Raw genomic sequence first — 19,661 nt, forward strand, 5'->3', positions numbered from 1 at the left:
GGCTATCACCACGTGCACACGGGTGGTTGCTTGAGGATCAATCGGTTCGTCTAAAAAGCAAATAGTGGACCGCGAACCGCACCAGGAACCGGATCTGCCCAAAACTGTGGGAACATTGAACTAATCCTCACATACGGAATAGACTGGTACTGAAGGTGTATTTTTTTCAGCCGTCTAACAGATACTGAACAGGTCGCCTCTGACTTCCAGGTCCCCGATAGCTCGACCAGGGCCTACGTTTGGTTACAGAAGAACTCGCAGTACGCTGGGAACGGGATTGGTTGTAGACAAGTGCCTCACAACGGCAAGAGACCCAACTGCGGCCAGAATTGAAACTGAATGCTACTTGTTGACATTCTCACCGCGAGCTAACTAAAATGCGCTCTTCGCGTCGAGGATAAACTACGGGAATCTGCGACAGTTGGATAACGTGGTGGAACGCATCAATGAACTCGAAGCAACCACGATATTCTGATCCAGCGCCGATAATTTTGGGGGTAGGAGCCTCTGCTGGCGGGTTGGAGGCTTTTGGCCGGTTGCTTGAGGCGCTTGGGGATGAGACGCGATTGGCGATCGTTTTCGTGCAGCACTTGCAAGATGATGGCAAATCACTGCTGGTTGATTTGCTTTCGAATCTGACGGACTTGCCAGTTCAATTGCTTTCTGAGCAAACGAAGTTGAAGGCCGGCCACGTTTATGTGGCGCCGCCAAAACGACTGCTCTCTGTCGATTCATTCACTATAAAGACCCAACCGTGCACAAGTAGCCAAGACGCTACCTCGGTGATCGACCATTTTTTTTATTCGCTCGCAAATGATGCGAAGGAAAACGCGGTTGCCGTAATCCTATCCGGCACTGGTACCGATGGAACGCTCGGACTAAAAGCGATCAGCGACGCCGGAGGCTTGACATTCGCCCAGGAGCCTTCGTCTTCCAAATTCGACTCGATGCCTCGGAGTGCGGCAACAACCGGCGTAGCAGATTATGTGATGACGCCCGCGGACATCGCTGCCGAACTGATTCGCTGCGCCCAATATCGACAAAGTTTGCAAGGCGCGTCAGCGGAAAACGCACTATTCCATGATATTGAGAAAGCCATTCCGTTGATTTCGGCAGCCTTGCTACGAGATACCAACTATGACTTTTTACACTACAAACCAAGCACAATCGGCCGTCGGATTCAACGTCGGATGTTGCTGTTACAGATTTCGAACATACAAGAGTACGTCGATCGCCTTCAAAACGACCCAGCCGAAACGCAAAACTTGTTTCGTGAATTGCTGATCGGGGTAACCGCATTTTTCCGCGATCCTCAGGCGTTTGATGTGTTGGCCAAAACGACAATTCCACAACTATATAGCAAGCGTTCACCTGACGACATCGTTCGTATCTGGGTGCCTGGCTGCGCGACTGGCCAAGAAGCGTATTCGATTGCTATACTCTGTCGCGAGTACATGGACACTCTGATAGATGATTACCAAGTCCAAATTTTTGCCACGGATATTGATGAGCGAGCGTTAACCATCGCTCGATCTGGGATCTACACAGCCGCCGTTGCAGAACAAGTGACATCTGAACGACTTGAGCGTTTTTTCGTGTGGCAGGACAATCACTACATAGTTAACAAAGAGATTCGCGATCTGGTACGGTTTTCGAAGCACAACCTAATAAGCGATCCTCCATTTTTACGTCAAGATCTGATCTCGTGCCGTAACTTACTAATCTACTTGGGGGCTCATCTACAAAAAAAGCTAATCCCACTCTTCCATAATGCTTTACGCCCGGAAGGGTATCTGTTTCTCGGCCCTAGCGAATCCATCGCGTTCAATACGGAACTTTTCACGAGCATCGATAGCAGGCACCGAATAAGTAAGAGGAAAGGAACGGTCGTTTCGCAAGAGTTAATTTCGTCGACGAGCCAGTCACCGCGCAATTGTGCACTGGATCTATCGGCGCACCGCGAAAATCTCACCGACATTTCCCAGCTTGCGCAACGTATTCTCCTAGATGAGTTTGCACCCAAGTGCTGTGTGGTTGATGAGGATCGAAGAATAATTTATGTCTCGACCGACATAAGTAAGTACATCACGGCGGGTGAAGGTAACTTTGAAAACGACATCGTCAAGATGGCGCGTCGCGGCCTCCGGAGCGGACTGCGAGCGGCTTTGGCCGAGGCGAAAAAGAAACGCTGTCAAGTCAAGCATGAGAATCTCTCAGTGCAAACGAACTTGGGAAAACAATCTGTAATGCTTACGGTTCAGCCGATTAAGCGGACGGGGGACGGAATTGATTTATTCATGGTTGTATTTCATGACCTGGTTACGCCGACCAAGTTAGTGCCTCTGTCCGACGATTTATTGGAGCATGTTGAAAGTACGCACGATCGTGATGCCAACGCGATAATTTATCAGCTAGAACGTGAACTGGACACCGTTCGTTTCGATTTGGAACAGTCGATTCAGGAAATGGAGGCAGCGAACGAGGAACTCCAAGTATCCAACGAAGAATTGTTGTCGCTGAACGAGGAACTCCATTCTGCTAATGAAGAGTTGGAAACATCAAAGGAGGAGATCCGCGCGACCAGCGATGCCTTATCGCATGCCAACAGCGATTTGAAGAACTTGTTGCGCAGTTCAGAAATTGCAGCCGTTTTTCTCGATGCTGAACTGTGCATACGCTTTTTCACGCCCGCGGTGACACTGATCTACGAATTGATTCCGGCGGACGTGGGCCGTCCGTTGTCGATGTTCGTACCGAAGGTTGACTCTATGCCAACGCTGGATATCGCCTGTTTAAGCGTTAACCCCGGTGCCAAAAATTTGGCAGCAGATCCCGAGTCTATACTCCGAACGCTGACGGAAGAATTGTCAGCTGACATCGTTATCAAAGCGCACAACGGGAGGTACTATGTTCGCAGATTCCATGCTTACTATAATGCCGAAGGCAATCAAGATGGCTATGTTGTAACCTTCTCTGACGCTACGCGATTGGCCGAAAGTGAACGACGTCTCTCTATGGTGCTCGACGCTACTAGCGATGGCTCATGGGATTGGTATATCACTGCCGGTTATGTCATGCTTTCTGCCCAATGGTTTGCCTCGATTGGTTACACTCCGGGCGAAGTCAACGACCATGCTCGCTTTTGGGAAAGTGTCGTGCATCCCGATGACGTGAGCTGTAGGCGCGAAAGTCTAGATAGATGTCTAGCTGGCGAAACCACTTCGGTTCATTGTGAATTTCGCGTGCGTGCTAAGTCCGGTGCCTTTCGATGGATGCTGAAACGCGGGCACGTGGTTGAACGCGCTTCGGACGGAACACCGTTGCGTATGATTGGAACTGATACGGATATCACCGACCGAAAGCAGGTTGAGAAGGAAGTCCTTGAAGCAAAGGATCGACTCGCACTAAGTATCGAAGTTGCGAACTTAGGTACTTCTGTTGTCGATTATCGTGCGCACACCGTCGAATTGTCGGCCAAGGCAGCCTCCATTTATGGATTGGGCGCGGCTGAAATTACCATCTCGCGTGATGCACTGCACGCTACATTTCATCCGGATGACGTAGAGAAGCTTGAGAAAGCGATTGACGCGTGTCTCGATCCTGCGGGTCAAGGCCGTCTCGAACTCGATCACCGAATATGTCACAGCGATGGTTCAGTCCGTTGGGTATCCGCACGCAAGCACGTTTACTTTGATAGAAGCACAAATCCGCCGCGACCAACACATGCGACTCTGGTCACACGCGATATTACCGAAAGAAAGCAGGCCGAAAAGGAGTTAGCCGACCGGGAAGCTCACCTGCGCCGCGTCATCAACCACCAACTAGGTTTTGTCGGCGTCATCGACGTCCAAGGTCGGTTGGTTGAGGTGGACGATCGCAGTATTAAACTCGTGAAATCCAAACGCGAAGATGTGATCGGCAAACAATTTGCTGAAACTCCATGGTGGAGCTACGACCCAGCGGTCACCGACCAGATGCGTGCCGCAGTGAAGCGGGCATTCGCCGGCGAAGTTGTCCGTTTCGACGTTTCATTGTTAGCACATGGCGACGATGGCGTAATGATTGATTTCATGATTTCCCCGGTTTTTGGAGATAGTGCAGAAATTCAGTTTTTAGTTCCTTCAGGAGTCGATATTCGCGAACGCTATGCGGCAGAGCAAAAATTGAAGTCATCCGAGGAATTCAGTCGCACCGTGCTGCAGTCAAGCCCCGACTGCGTGAAAGTGCTAGACAGTGAAGGTCGCCTCCAAATGATGAACGAACTCGGGATGTGCCACATGGAAATCGACGACTTTGCACCGTTATGTGGCAGTCAATGGTCGAGTCTTTGGCCAGAGGGGGAGCGTTCGACTGTTCAACAGGCTATCGCGTCCGCGGTGCAGGAAGGAAGCGGTCGATTTCAAGCGTTCTGCCCGACAGCCAAGGGCACGCCTAAATGGTGGGATGTAATTGTTACTCCAGTCCGCGAGTCGTCAGATCAAATTAGCAGGTTTGTCGCGGTCTCGCGCGACATTACCAATAGCAAGTTGACTGAAGAGCGTGTCCGCGCCAGCGAAGAACGGTTGCGATTAGCAATGGGGGCCGCAGAACTGTCGCTGTGGGAGTGGGATCTCGCTACGGACCGAATCACGTGGGCTGATGAATTATTTGAGAAACAGGAAATTCAACCGCAACAGTCGCCGGGTGGTTTTCGCGATTTTCTCAACTTTGTCCATGAAGACGATTGTGACGATGTCGTTGCAAAGGTGAAGCAATCGATCGTTGATGGATCGCCCTACCGTGCCGAGTTTAGAATGCGGCGTTCCGACGGTTCTTATCGCTGGCTGCTGTCGATGGGCAAACCAATACAGGATGACAATAATAAAACGCTCCGTTTGATCGGTGTGGAGATGGATGTATCCCAGCAACGGGAGATCCAGGCGGAATTGAAAAAGGCTCGTGACGCTGCGCAGGCTGCCAATGAGTCTAAAAGTGAGTTCGTAGCAAACATGAGCCACGAAATTCGCACACCCATGACTGCAATTCTTGGCTATTCAGAGTTGATCAATGAATTGATAACGAACTCAGAAGCTAAACAGTATCTGTCCGTGATCCAACGCAATGGCGATTACTTGCTTGAGATCATCAACGACATCTTGGATCTATCGAAAATCGAAGCGGGCATGCTGGACATCGATAATGAAGAATTGCAACCCGTGCTGGTCATTGAAGATGTGCGGAGCATTATGGAAGTCCGTGCTCGGGAGCGCGGTCTAGAGTTAATCGTTGACTACGCCACCAAGTTACCGCAAACACTCAAATCGGACGCTAAGCGTCTCAAACAGATTCTGATCAATCTCGTCGGTAATGCAATTAAGTTCACCCACAGAGGAAGTGTGAAAATCCGCGTACATTATCATCCTGCGATCGATGCTGGTGATGCCAAGTTGCAGATCGATGTAATTGACACAGGTATCGGTATGAGCGACGAGCAACGAGCAAAATTGTTCCAGCCCTTCTCACAGGGCGATGGCAGTGTGACCAGAGTCTTCGGCGGAACAGGATTGGGGCTGGCGATTAGCCAAAGACTTGCAGGGATGCTCGGTGGCAAGGTTTCGGTCAGCAGTACGTTAGGTGTCGGAAGCACCTTTTCAGTTTCAATCGGTACTGGCACAGCAATGGATGTGCAATTAGTCGATTTCCGTGACACCGTGTCGATGAATTCCAACACCACAAGCCCCAATCTTGTTCATGAGTCAAACCTGCCAAAGGTACCTGGCACGGTGGAACTAGAAACTCCTAGGCCTCTACTAAATTGCCGTGTCCTGGTTGTCGACGACCGTCGCGACATTCGATTTCTCAGCAAGAGGCTACTGACCAAAGCCGGTGCAACCGTCGACGAATGTGAGGACGGGCAACTCGCAGTCGATCTTATTAAGAGATGTCTTCGCGACGGCGACTGCCCAGATCTAATTTTGCTCGATATGCAAATGCCCAATTTGGATGGCTACGAGACCGCCCGTCAACTCCGCCTTCTCAACTACGAAGGTCCGATAATCGCTTTAACTGCCGACGCTATGGAAGGTGGCGCTATCAAGTGCGTTACCGCCGGCTGTAACGACCATTTGACCAAACCGATCAATGCGAAAACATTAGTTGCCAAAGTCTATGAAATGACTTCTCCAGCGTAGATCGATAATGTAGACATCGAATGGCGAGGAGCGGGGATGTTAGGCTATCGATACTGCAGGCGTTTGGTTCAGATCTGGAGGGTCCTGACTGAAATTCGCCCAAACGGTACTGTTTAACAGCGTCGATTGCCCCGTCAGTGTCGAAAAAGCAACATCTGCAGCGTCGCGTCCAGTTCCGATCCTAACCAGTCCTAGAGTGGAGGCGAGTCGGGTGGGGTCAAAAAGATACCAATTACCGTCCAGATACGCTTCCATGAAACCATGGAAGTCCGGCGGTTGTAGATCAACCGCGTACCCGGACACGTAACGGGCCGGGATACCAAGTCCGCGACATAGCCTGATCGCCAAGTGCGCGTAGTCTCGACATACCCCAACTCGCTGAACCAGAGCATCGGAGGCGGTCGTCGTTGGTGTCGTGCTGCCGGGTGTGTATTCAAGGTGGTCAAATACCCAGTCACAGATCGCTTGCACTCGACCGAATCCTGAATGCATCGCACCAAATTCTTCCATCGCAAACCTGCGCGCGGTACAAAAACATCTCCACACGTTGGCTTGGCGTTTTGCGACATGGATTGGTGGTTGGCTGCGTCGCTCATCGCCACTTTTCACGGCCATTTGAGAAGATCTGAGTGCGCTTGGCCGCCATCCGCCGAGGCGCATTCGGATAGGACGCGCAGCAACGCTCTTTGTTGGCAGTGTCCTCCAACGGTAATGTAACGTGTCCTTGTCAGCTACGCGGCGGCCCGGTACGACTTCAAATGGCCACGAGTTCTTCAACGCAGACAATCTTCTGCTTCTTAAAGTCGATCGTTGCTGGTGGTAACTCGTCTCTTACCGGTGGTAATTGACGCGGGCACTTCGAGCCCGTCGATGGTTGTACAGTCTTGAGTCGCCTTCAAGATGCGGTCGAGATGTGCTGCCCTGGCGATGCGAAATCCTTCAACGAAAATCAGTGCGCCATTAGATGATCTGGCAACGGATTTGCTCGAAGCACCCACGCGAACTCTGGTTGGGGTTATTGCAACAGCTTCCTATTTTGAAGAAGAATCCTTTCCTATTGTCGAATTCGCTGATGTACAATCATCATCTAATTAGAGCACAGATTTCGAACTTATTCGCCGTGACTGCAAAAATGAAGATTCAAGGCCTCCTTAGACATGCTTTAGCTACTAGGACTCGCCGTCATGTATATCGAGAACGTTGCTCTAAACGGCATATTGAACAGCTAGAATCTCGCATCTTGCTTGCTACACTCGTTGTCAATTCGGTTAGCGATAGCGGGCCAGGCTCCCTTCGCGACGCCATTCTCATCGCTAATGCGATGGCTGGAACAGACGAGATCGTATTTGACACCTCAACGAACGACACTGAATTTGACTTGACGTCCGGTCAGATCACGATCTCAGACAGTTTGATCATCACCGGAAATGGCATTAACAAAACGATTATCGACGCCAGGCAGGCGTCGCGAATTTTCGACATCACCGCTGGTGTCGTCACGCTTGAACGCTTAACGCTAAAGAATGGGAAGACGACCGGGACTAATGAGCCAGGCGGAGCCGTTCGTACGACGTCGTCAGAGTTGCTGACGATTACCGAATCTAATTTTCAAGATAACTCGACCACTGGCTCAGGTTCTGACGGTGGTGCGATTCGATCGCAAAATGGCGACATTCGCATTATCGATAGTACATTCCAAGGGAACTCTACGGCTGGTGCGGCCGCCAATGGAGGAGCGATATTTTCACGAATCGGCGAGTTGCAAATTGTTCGCAGCACGATTTCCGGTAACTCAACAGAAGGCAATAACGCCGCTGGCGGAGCAATTTTCGCATACCTTACTCCCGCAATCATAACGATAGTGCAAAGCACCGTTACCGGGAATTCTACCGCGGGTACAGATTCAAGTGGTGGTGCGGTGTTCTCGGGAATAGGCAACGTGACAATCGTTCAAAGCACATTGACATCTAATTCTGCTACGCAAAGCTCGGGTGGTGCTATTTTTAGTTATTCCTCGCCATTGAATATTTCCAATACGATTGTGGCGGGAAACACGGACAATGGAATAGCGCCGGATATCAGAAAGTCGCCTTCAGATGCCTTAACGGTCGTCGCGAGTCTGATTGGACGCAACAACGGCACTGGTTTGTCAGCCACCGTTGGGACAACTTCTGATTCGAACGGCAACTTGATCGGCGGAGACACGGACGCAGCGAAAATCGACCCGCTGCTCGGCCCACTATCGAACAATGGCGGCCAGACGCAGACTCACACATTGCTGGCACAGAGTCCTGCAATTGATCATGGCAACAACCTACTAGCAGTAGATGTTACCAACGGCAATGCGCCATTGCCAAACGATCAGCGGAGCGGCCCGTTTAGTCGAATAACGAATGGCTCCGTTGATATGGGCTCTTATGAGCGTCAGACCGTGGCAGGTCTGACACTGATTGTCGATACAAATCTGGACGAGAACGATGGGAATTTTGGAGTCGGTGACCTGAGCCTTCGTGAAGCCGTCGGGCTCGCCAACGGCAGCATTGGCAGCAACACAATCACCTTTGATCCATCCACCGACATTACCGAATTTAACCTGACGCTGGGTGAGATGTCGGTGACTGATACCCTGACCATTACCGGCAACGGAGCCACTACCACAACCATTGATGCTCAGCAGTTGTCACGGATCTTTGATATTTCGTCCGGCGGCTTCACGATCAATAGTGTAACTCTGAGCAATGGCCGATCTGAAAGCAGGGGCGGAGCCATAGCTTCATCATCCGCCGGAGTACTGACGATCCAGAACAGTACACTTTCTGGAAACTCAACAACGGGTATCAGTGCTCATGGGGGAGCGATTTTCGCCTCATCCGGAGCCGTGGTGATCAGCCAGAGCACGCTATATGGTAACTCAACGGCAAGCAATAGCGGCGGTGGTGCTATTTTCGTAGTTTCCGGAGCCGTGTCAATTAGCCAGAGCTCGCTCTCTGGCAACTCTACGAGTAGCAATGGTAGTGGCGGAGCGATTCACGCAACATCCGGGGCCATAACAATCAGCCAGAGTACGCTCTCCGGCAACTCAGCGGGAAGCGGCGGCGGTGGCGGGGCAATTCACGCAACATCTGGGGCAATAACCATTAGCCAGAGTACGCTCTCAGGGAACAAGGCCAGTAGATCCATTATCTTAAGTGGTGGTTCTTATGGTGGGGCGATTTCTGCATCGACTGGAGCCGTAACGATTAGCCAGAGTACGCTCTCAGGGAACTCCGTGGCCGTTTTTGGCCGATCGTATGGCCTCCCAGAGGTCGCAAGTAGGTTCTATGGCGGGGCGATTTTTGCATCGTCCGGTGCGGTGACGATCAGCCAGAGCACGCTGTCCGGAAACTTCGCAGAGGGTCGCGATGCAACAGGCGGGGCGATTTTTGCATCGAACGGAGCGGTAACGATCAGCCAGAGTACGCTCTCTGGAAACTCTGCCAGAGGAAGCACTGGCGACGGCGGCGGTCTATGGTTTAACAACTCCCTTGTCACGATCGTCGACAGCACGATCACAAAGAATTTTGCCTCGCGAGCTGGTGGTGGGATGGGAATACGGGCCGATAGCTCGGATAAGAAGCTTACGATTCATAACTCGATCATCGCGGGCAACATCGCCGGTTCCAATCCCGACTTCACTGCTCCGACAACTCCCGCCACGAACCTGGAAGTCCGACACAGCTTGATTGGTCGCAGCGACGGGACGAGCCTGACGGCATCAGCAATCCCAGACTCCAGCTTCAACCTGATCGGCGGCACCACCGATCCCACAAAGATCAATCCACTGCTCGCACCGCTCGCTAACAACGGCGGCCCAACTCTGACGCATGCGTTGCTGATCAACAGCCCGGCGTTTAACCGAGGCAACAACGCTCTGGCCGCCGGGCTGACGACCGATCAACGCGGAGCTGGTTTCGCTCGCATACAGTTCGGCATCGTCGATATGGGAGCCTTCGAGTCCGCCGTGATTGATTCTCCAGAAGGTACCACTGGGGATGACGCGTTTGTACTGACCTATTCTGCCACGACAACCGCTGGCACGGTCGCCATCACCGTCTCGACTGGCGGCGGCCCCGTCATCAATCTCGGCACGTTCCCGATGAATGCCCCGCTGACGATCAATGGCCTCAGCGGAACAGATTCGGTGCGAATCGTCGGAACCAGCTCAGCCGACACAATCACCGTGACTAGCAGCACCGCTCTGATCGTCAACGGGGCGGTTTTAACTCTCACCAGCATCGAAAACCTAACTCTGGCCGGAGCAGCAGGCAGCGACACCTATCGGTTCGACTCCGATGCGGCCTTGGGAACATGGACGCTGGACGAAACCGGCGGCGGCACGGATACGATTGATCTGGCTCTGACGACTTCTCAGGCTGTCACACTGAATCTTGGTCTTGCGACGACTCAGGTTGTGAACGCAAATTTAAGTTTGATCCTGGGCTCAGCCACGCACTTTGAAAACGCCATCGGCGGCTCTCAGGGTGACACGCTGACGGGTAACACGTTGGCAAACACGCTGACAGGCGGTCCAGGCAACGACACGCTCAATGGCCTGGGCGGCAGCGACACGCTGAGCGGCGGACTGAATAATGACACTTACATATTCAGTCCAGCAACTGCCGCAGAAGCAGATCTGGTAATCGAGGCGGCCAATCAAGGTACCGACACTTTGTCCTTTGCTGCCTTAGCGACGAGTGTCAAATTGCATCTCGGTTCGTTAGCTGTTCAGCCGGTTCATACCCTTCGAACTTTGAAGCTCAATTCGCAATCAACCTTCGAGAACGTAATCGGTGGCTCCGGTGCAGATGCTCTTACCGGTAATCTTTTAAACAACTCGCTGACTGGTAACGCAGGCAATGACACGCTCATCGGCGGGGCTGGCAACGACACGCTCGTCGGTGGCGCGAACGACGATACGTACATCTTTGGTACCGCGACTACAGCAGAAGTAGACGTAGTGACTGAGCTTGCGAATCAGGGAACAGACACGTTGTCCTTTGCAACGCTAAAAACTCCTGTGAACCTGAGTTTAAATTCCATCGCAGCTCAAGGCGTTCACACGAATCGAACGTTGCCCCTCAACTCTCAATCTAATTTCGAAAACGCCATCGGCGGTTTAGGAGCCGACACGCTCACGGGGAACTCTTTAGACAATGTGTTGACTGGTGGTGCCGGAAATGACACGCTTATCGGAGGTGCTGGTAGCGATACGCTCATTGGTGGTCTGCAAAACGACACCTACATTTTTGGTACGGCGACCGCTGCAGAAGCTGATGTGGTGATGGAAGCTGCGAATCAAGGAATCGACACCTTGTCCTTTGCTGCCTTAGCGACAAGTGTCAAATTGCATCTCGGTTCGTTAGCAGTGCAGCCAATTCATATCAATCGAACGCTGAAGCTTAACTCGCAAGTCACGTTTGAAAACGTGATCGGTGGCTCAGGTGCAGATATTCTTACAGGCAACAATTTAAACAACTCGTTGACCGGTAACGCGGGCGATGACACGCTAACGGGTGGTGCAGGAGACGATACTCTCTTTGGTGGGTTGAACAACGATACTTATATTTTTGGTGCCGCATCAAGTGCTGAATCAGACTTCATTATCGAAGTCTTGAACCAAGGAACAGATACGCTTTCATTCGCGTCACTAACTTCTGACTTGACCATCAATTTAGCATCCAGTGCCGCTCAGCCAGTCCACACAAATCGCATGCTACGGTTGAATTCCGGTGGCTCGATCGAGAATTTCCTGGGCGGGTCAGGCAATGACCTTATACTTGGTAACGGACTGAATAACCTGCTCAATGGCGGCAACGGAAACAACGTATTGGTTGGCAACAATGGTAACGACACTTTAATATCGGGCAGCGGGCGCGACATACTTATTGGCGGCCGTGGCTTGGATAACTTAAGTAGCGGTTCCGGCGAGGATATCTTGATTGCAGGTCGCACAACGAGCGACGCTATCGCGACAAATCTCTTAGCCATGCGCACCGCCTGGACCGCTGCGACTCCATACGCCACACGCATAACAAACTTGCGAGCTGGAGTAGGCGTACCGGTCGTATCGCTGAAAGCAAAAGTAAATGTGCTGAACGATTCGGGAGAAGATGATGTTCTGACAGGCGGGGCTAGCTTGGACTGGTATTTCCGAGCCGTCGATGACGCCATCACGGACTTCTTTGCCTCCGAGATCATCGACTTGCTATAGGCCGAGAATCCTCTGGGGCAAGTCAGTGTTCTATTCCTCAAGCGCAATCGACGTATTTTGGCAAATTTCGAATGCAATGGAGATTAGCATTACGCGAAACTTGCTGTGCTCGTCATCGCAATGGACACTTTGTAGCGATCTTGCCGCTGGATTTAACGAGAAACTTCTGCCAGATTCGACAGTCTAAAACTTGATTTTTATTCAGTCGGAGACCTCAAACCGAATTTTTTAGACACAGCCTGTCGAAGCTTGGGAAAGTAGCGTAGAGAGGATCACTGCCAAGAGGGTTGTACTCCTGGAGTCTGTCGGCTCTTCATGAATTTCCTGCAGCACGGTGAGAAGTACCGAATCCCCCCTTTTAAGTAATCGCCTTGAGCTTCCGCGCATCACTGACTAGTGTTTGATCTACCATCGCAGGAGGTTGGTGTGGCTCACAAACATCGCACCTGCAATAAGTTAGATCTATTGATGCTTCACCGAAGTGTCGCAGAATTGCCGCCCAGCGACAACGATAAGACTCCGAAAATTGAACCATCTTTTCGATAGCGATCCCTCGATCCTCCGATCTTCTTTCAGCTTGATCGGCAATTCGATCAAATATTGAGGAATTTGGCTCGTTAACCAAAAGGCGCCACCGTCCGCGCCCAGTTGGTGACGTGAGACCGCAAGATGCAAGCAGCAGCAAGCAACTTTTCAACTTCTGCCGACTGAGCGGACTTAGTCGCATAAGGTCCGCCATCGAAACGGAATCGTCATCATCCCGCCAGCGCTCGACGCCCCTTTGTAAACAGCGATGTGCCGTCGACAATTGCGACGAGTCTATGTGACCCCCAGCGAACATCTTCAACACCGTTAGGTCTCGCCGGTCGAAAAACAGAGTGCAATTCGAATCTTTACCATCTCGTCCGGCGCGCCCAACTTCTTGATAGTATGATTCGATGGATGACGGCATTTGATAGTGAATCACGCGACGAATGTCGGGCTTGTCGATTCCGAGCCCAAACGCATTTGTGGCGAACATAACGCTTGCCGGTCCATCCATAAATGCCGTCTGTGATGTAGAGCGAGCCGACTTTATCAATTTGCCATGGTAGCAGTGGACTGGAAAGGAAAGGCCAGCGAAAGTTTCCGTTAATCGCTCAGTTTCCTTAATTGTGTTGCAGTAGACGATCGCAGGTTCATTCGCGATCAAGAATTTGTCACTGGTAAGCAACTCGTGCAACACCTTATCTTTCGCTTTGGTGCCCTCGCAATTTATAACCTCTAGGCGCAAATTCGGTCGACGAACACTGCTTGCAACGATCACCGGATCAATTAGCTGCAGACTGGATATGATGTCGTTGATCGTCGTTTCCGACGCGGTAGCAGTCATCGCGACGATAGGGGGGTTGCCAAGCCTATTTCTGACGTGCTGTAAACATAAAAAATCTGGCCGAAATTCATGTCCCCACTGGCTAATGCAGTGTGCTTCGTCAATGACCAGCATATCCACCCCAATTTGGGCTAGAAATTCGCACAGGTCCGTCTGCTGCAGACGCTCAGGCGTGGTAAATACAAACTCGCACGCGCCGGATTGTATCGCGTCTCGAAAGCTCGCAATTTGTTTTGTCGACTGAGAGCTATTCAAGATCGCCGCCTGAATACCTTTATCTCGTAGGCTAGCAGCTTGATCTTCCGCCAGAGAGATCAATGGGCTAACTACCACGGTGACTCCTTCAAGTTCCAACCCTGGAAGCTGGTAACACAAGCTTTTGCCAGAGCCAGTAGGCATAAGGATCAATGTGTCGCGTCCGCCCATCGCGGCTTTACAACCCTTTTCTTGTCCGGGGCGGAATCTTCTAAAACCAAAGGATTCTTCCAGTCGAGTTCGCAGTGTAGAGACTTGCGTCACAGTTAGCTATTCCTAGTAAGGGAGAACACCACATTTCGCGCCGAGTAATAGAACGTCGGCGCGTTCGAGTGTAGAGCGACTGGCTCAGACCCGCTGGCTCCAAAGCGAAATCGCAATTTGCATTCCAAACGCGTCAGTTATAGAAGTCAGTACACTTTCGAAGGGTGTTAGATCGCTCTAAATACACTAGTTGTTCGTATATGAATGATTACGAGTGCTGGCTGGTTGAAGTCGACTCAAGACAGTTGACGTCCGTCTGCAGTTTCCCGTCGCACAGAACGCGAGCGCGCAGGCCGCCGTAGAAAGGCTGCGACATGAACGCTTTAGCACCTCGGGCAACCACTCGGTCCATCCAATGGCACGGGGTGCATTCCTGAGTCCCTTCAAATTCCATTCCTTGAAAGTGGAAGCGTTTTCCACACCATCTTGAAAGATCAGCGCCGGCTACAAGTAAATTGCGACGGAAGTCCGAAGCAGGAAGCTTTGGCAGATTGAAACGCTGACGAATCAGCTTGATCACGCCGGCGTCGATGAAGGTTACTTGCCCCTTATGATTGGGCGTTTTATTGAAAAAACGGTCACCGCGAATGCCCCTGCCAGCGACGCATTCAGCTTGCTGTACAGACTGGATCCCATGCGTCAGCCTGCCTTCGCCACCGTGTGTCCAATAGTCATGCCCTGGCGACACGAAAATTCCAACCAGTCTCGCCACTAGGGCTTCGGGTAACTCGGCACCACTTTTGCTCCGCTGGGACAATGCCTCACAAGGATTTTGTATTTCGTTCATTCGACTCGCTGCCTCATTTTCACCCAGTCAAATGTTTTCGAGTCACTATGCCCAGTAAACGTGTTGCGATCATCGGAAGCGGGCCGTCGGCTCTTTATCTACTCAAGTCTGTTCTGCAACGCGTGCACCAAGGAGGAACCAGTCACCCGTTTAGCAATTGGGTGCTGACGGTGTTTGAACGCGAGGATGAAATCGGTTTTGGGATGCCGTACAATCCCCGCCACACGGACATTTACAACCAGTGCAACATCGCTTCAGAAGAAATACCACAGCTGGAACAATCGTTTGCGGAATGGCTGCGGAACTGTGACGCTGAAACTTTGGGAACGTTCGGTATCGATGCGTGCGGCGTCCGCGACGACGAAACATACAGTCGCATTGCGTTAGGTCGCTACTTTCAAACGCAGTGGAAAGAAATCGCGGCTCAGCTTCGTAACTCCGGGGTTGAGGTTCAAGAATATGCGGTTAAATCGGTTCAAGACATCGTTGATGAAGCTTCGAAAGAAAGTGTCGTAATCATTTCGACTGAGGGAGAAAAGTTTGAATTTGATCGCGTTGTGCTGGCAACAGGGCACTCGTTTGACACATCTGATGACGATTCAGTTAACGGCTATTTCGCTTCACCATGGCCCATTCACAAACTGCTACCAGTAAATGAACAGTTTCATCGATTTGCTATCGGTACTTTGGGAGCTTCGCTGAGTGCATTTGACGTGGTGAGTTCTCTCGCGCATCGACATGGGAGGTTCGAGAAGTCAGGCGAAAATCTCCAATACATGCTTAATCCAGATGCAAAGGGATTTAAGATCGTCATGCATTCTTCCGACGGTTGGCTGCCGCATCTGCAGTACGAGCAGCGCAATGCATTTCGACAGCTTTACCGGCATACATCGCGTCAGCAAATATTGGATCTCATCGACGAAAAACGATTTCTGCGACTCGAGTCCTACTTTGACGAGGTTTGTCGACCAGCCCTCATGGCCGCCTTTCGACGCGATAGAAATCATCACATGGCTAACCAGTTGCGTCGAAAAGATTATCATCTTGAAGATTTTGTAGATCAGATGAAGGATGATCACACTTACGACGACGCATTTGATGGCATGCGAAGCGAACTCCCCGAGGCCCGAAAGAGCGTAGTAGGTGACGAGCCAATCCATTGGAAGGAAGTGCTTGATGATTTGATGTATACGTTGAATTCTCACGCCGAATTTTTGCCTGCCGAAGATCATATTCGGTTACGCGAAGTTGTTATGCCGTTTCTGATGAACGTAATTGCCGCGTTACCGCTGCAATCGGCTCGAATAATGTTGGCGTTGAATGAATCTGGTGTTTTGGATTTGATTGTAGGACATGTTGCAGTAAAGTCGCATGTCGATGGCGAGACAATCATAACAAATGTTGACGGAGATCTTAAGTCTGAGATCGCCTATCGTCTGTTCATTGACTGTAGCGGCCAGGCTGGAATCAGGTTCGAAGACTATCCATTTCCATCGCTTACGTCCCGCAAATCATTACGACGCCCCCGAGTCAGACTTGCCGATTTGTCGGAGATCTCTAAGCTTTCTGCAGATGGCCGTCATCGACTTTGCGAAGGGATACTGCCCACTCTTGAACTTGACGGGGTCGATATTGATGGCGGATATCGAGCAATCGACGGCACCGGCTCGGCGAATCCGAGTCTCAACGTTATCGCGTTCCCACATACTACTGGCTTGCGACCTTATTCGTACGGGTTACAAGCTTGCAGTGACACTGCCGAGCTGATGGTGGAAGCTTGGGTTCAGGAGATCAGTCATGATGGTTTTAAGACCGAACTAATTAGATCCGTTGCTCATGTACATGAAGGCGTTAATGACTAACTTCGAGAGTAGGAAAGCGCTTTCAAGAATATCTATTCAATGTTGCTCTTGTAGTAATGGCACTCCAAGTTAGCCCAGACCTCGGTATGTCACTTATGCAGATCCAAACCGCGATTTACGCGTCTTCGTAGGTTCGTTCAGTAAGAGCTTGGCTCAAGCGTTGATAACAGGGCCTATCGCGACCTCCAGGAGTGCCTCGGGACCAACTGCGCCGTCTTTGTCAATTGCCCGGACTCGAATGACGTACACGCCATTGCGAGCGTAAGAATGATTAATACGAATGGTATTGGATATAGTTTTGGCAGAGGGGGGTATCGTCTTTGTCGTGCCATCTCCAAAGTCAATAATATAGGTCAGCCTGCGAAGGCGATCAACGTACGATGGATCAGTTCCTGTGATCGTGAACGTGAGCGATTGCCCAATGACTGCGGACGTTGGCCCTGATATTGCGGCTAATGGCGCGCGGTTTCGTATAACAACTTGCGAGTATGCCGTATGTGATTGCCCAGCGCCATCAGTAACTTTCACAGCGATTGATTTTACCGAAGGACCGTCAACACCATTGCTTCGGAAGACTACATTTTTCCCAACCTCATTTCCTTTACTCGCGTTGGTACCAATCTCGCCAAAGATCCCGTCATTATCTAAATCCCATGCGTAGGTAATTGTGACTGTGGGATCACTGCCCACGAATCGAAACGAAGAGGTTTTGTCGCTAAAGCTTCCCAAATCAAAGATTTGTCCCACATTACCGTTTCCAACCAAAACTTTCTTTGTGTCACTGAAATCGTGATCGTCGAAAAGCTCAACTTTCATCCCAACAGGCAACCACCATCGCACTGAACTGGTCTTATCACCAAAATCATCTAAGTTGTCCAAATCATTCATCTCAAAAAGCGCACGATCAACATACTCGACTTTGACACTTCGGTCGCGAAAGTTGATATCGTCGAAGAGTTCTACCCATGGGCTATTAGCAGTTCGACCAGAAGCTGAAACAGTTACATTCGCCCCTTCTTCGACTACATATCGGCTCTTGGTTTCAACGAACGGTTTAAGTAGAGGGCTATTGTCTCGAACTGAGCGAGCATGTCCAAGTTCCCCTATTCTCACATTGTCTATAGCAAGATCGTCTCGAGGTTGACCGTTAACAAATCTGACTCGGTCAACATCGTTATGAGGCGTGGTGTAGATGAGTAATTCGCCTGTTGGGCTAACATATGCACTTGAGGACGCTGCGAAATTGCCTAGCGTACCGGCTTGGTCATAACGAAGTGTGAATGTACGGGTCCTTAGCCATACGAGCTTGATACTGCCACCGTTGGTGAAATTAAACTCAACACGATAAAGGTCAGCTCGATCGGGACCTAGCAGCGGATTACCTGCGAACCCGTCGTGTCGCATCGCTAATAGATAAACCGGATCGTCTGCTGTTGGTGTACCGCTGAGCGATTGTTGCAAGAGCGTAGCACTTTGATGCGCCGAAGATCCAGTTGGCCAGCTTGGTCCCTCATATTGACCCGGCATCCAATCCCAGAATGGCTGCCCTGCCGTAATCATTAGTTCATTGGAACGCAGATCATCCGTATTAGTGTAAAGATAACGAACGTCCTCACCTCCATTTCCGTTCACCCAAATAAAGTATCGCCCCTCGCGTTTCACAACGGCAAGGTGGTCGGCTTGCAAGCTAATGGGCAAGACCTGAATGGGTTTTGGGTTGGAGCGGAGATTGCCATTTATTCCCAGATCGAACAGAACGATTGAGCTATCGCCACCTGTGTATTGCGAACCGTTGGAGAAAGAACCGATGCGAGTGTCCATTACAACAAACAGAATGTTATCGACGATGGCCATTCCGCCTGGATGAACATAACCACGAAGCGTCTTGCCATCAACGGTAATGCTCGAACCATCAAACCTAAATGACCCGACCCATCTATCGATAGATGGAGGCACAGCATCTTCAGTATCAACTCCAACCCTCTGTAAATTCGACTTTAGTCTCTCTCCGTCAACATCACGGCTAGCCATTCGAACAATATGAAGATATCCACCATCATCAGACTTTTGTGTGACGTAAAAGTATGGTGAGCCTGCGCCAGGGTACCTTACCACGCCTTGGTAATGATCGAGGATACTTGCGTCTGGAGCTCCGTTGTTATCTGGCAGCGTGTAAGCAAGTGCATCTGCGTTGAACTGAATCGCGTTGAACTGGGTCAGCACGCTCGGCACGCCCGGAAATGACCCAGCGGCCAGCGCAATTCGTGGCTCAAGTTTCTCAAAACCAGCGCCTAAGCGGCGTCTAATGGAATGTAATGTCATATACGAACCACTTTCTGATGCAATCACCTGATTCAATTCGATCGGCTCACCTCGCTGAACCGAACCCCGACAGCGAGCTTTTCTCATGTGAAGTATAAATCTAGCGACTCACCATCGAAAAAGCATCGTGTGGCTGGGATTTTTAGCAAAATGCGAAGCTGTAAGGACTGAACGCTTAGCATCTTTCGATCGACGTGATACCCTCGTCTGATGCGTGCGATAGTAAAAGAAAACCGTTTGACGAATCATTGAATGAACGGGCAGTGCAAAAAATTTCCCGAAAACCGCTGTGCAACGCTTTGTAAATGCATAACAATCGGTTTGAGTGACTTCACGCTCTCTTCCAGCTCGGTTCCCATCTAAGATACGATTCTGGCTG

Annotated in this window: 7 protein-coding genes; 3 read left to right on the plus strand and 4 right to left on the minus strand. The window is 50.8% G+C overall.

The annotated features are described in order from the left end of the window. Positions 1-446: 446 nt before the first annotated feature. A complete protein-coding gene (locus SH451x_RS17355) occupies positions 447-6,170 on the plus strand; it encodes a PAS domain-containing protein (RefSeq protein ID WP_479358250.1) in 5,724 nt (1,907 codons plus the stop codon). Between the two features lie 39 nt (positions 6,171-6,209). Here SH451x_RS17355 and SH451x_RS17360 read toward each other — a convergent pair whose 3' ends face one another. After that, entirely contained in the window at positions 6,210-6,785 is a 576-nt protein-coding gene (locus tag SH451x_RS17360; RefSeq protein WP_479358251.1) for a transglutaminase-like domain-containing protein, read from the minus strand. A gap of 625 nt (positions 6,786-7,410) precedes the next feature. Here SH451x_RS17360 and SH451x_RS17365 point away from each other — a divergent pair. Continuing rightward, positions 7,411-12,420 (plus strand): beta strand repeat-containing protein, encoded by a 5,010-nt coding sequence (locus SH451x_RS17365; protein WP_479358252.1) that lies wholly within the window; start codon positions 7,411-7,413, stop codon positions 12,418-12,420. A 358-nt stretch (positions 12,421-12,778) separates the two neighbouring features. Here SH451x_RS17365 and SH451x_RS17370 read toward each other — a convergent pair whose 3' ends face one another. Then, positions 12,779-14,311 (minus strand): RecQ family ATP-dependent DNA helicase, encoded by a 1,533-nt coding sequence (locus SH451x_RS17370; protein WP_479358253.1) that lies wholly within the window; start codon positions 14,309-14,311, stop codon positions 12,779-12,781. Between the two features lie 208 nt (positions 14,312-14,519). Next, positions 14,520-15,098, minus strand: a complete 579-nt coding sequence (locus tag SH451x_RS17375; protein WP_479358254.1) for an MOSC domain-containing protein — start codon at positions 15,096-15,098, stop codon at positions 14,520-14,522. Between the two features lie 47 nt (positions 15,099-15,145). Here SH451x_RS17375 and SH451x_RS17380 point away from each other — a divergent pair, with 47 nt between their 5' ends. Beyond that, the gene (locus SH451x_RS17380) at positions 15,146-16,960 is read left to right on the plus strand and encodes an FAD/NAD(P)-binding protein (RefSeq protein ID WP_479358255.1); all 1,815 of its coding nucleotides are present in this window, start codon (positions 15,146-15,148) and stop codon (positions 16,958-16,960) included. A gap of 153 nt (positions 16,961-17,113) precedes the next feature. On the opposite strand, the gene SH451x_RS17385 is transcribed toward SH451x_RS17380, so the two are convergent. Beyond that, positions 17,114-19,282, minus strand: a complete 2,169-nt coding sequence (locus SH451x_RS17385) for a PKD domain-containing protein (protein WP_479358256.1) — start codon at positions 19,280-19,282, stop codon at positions 17,114-17,116. Positions 19,283-19,661 lie beyond the last annotated feature (379 nt).

This window comes from Njordella aestuarii (assembly GCF_056494165.1).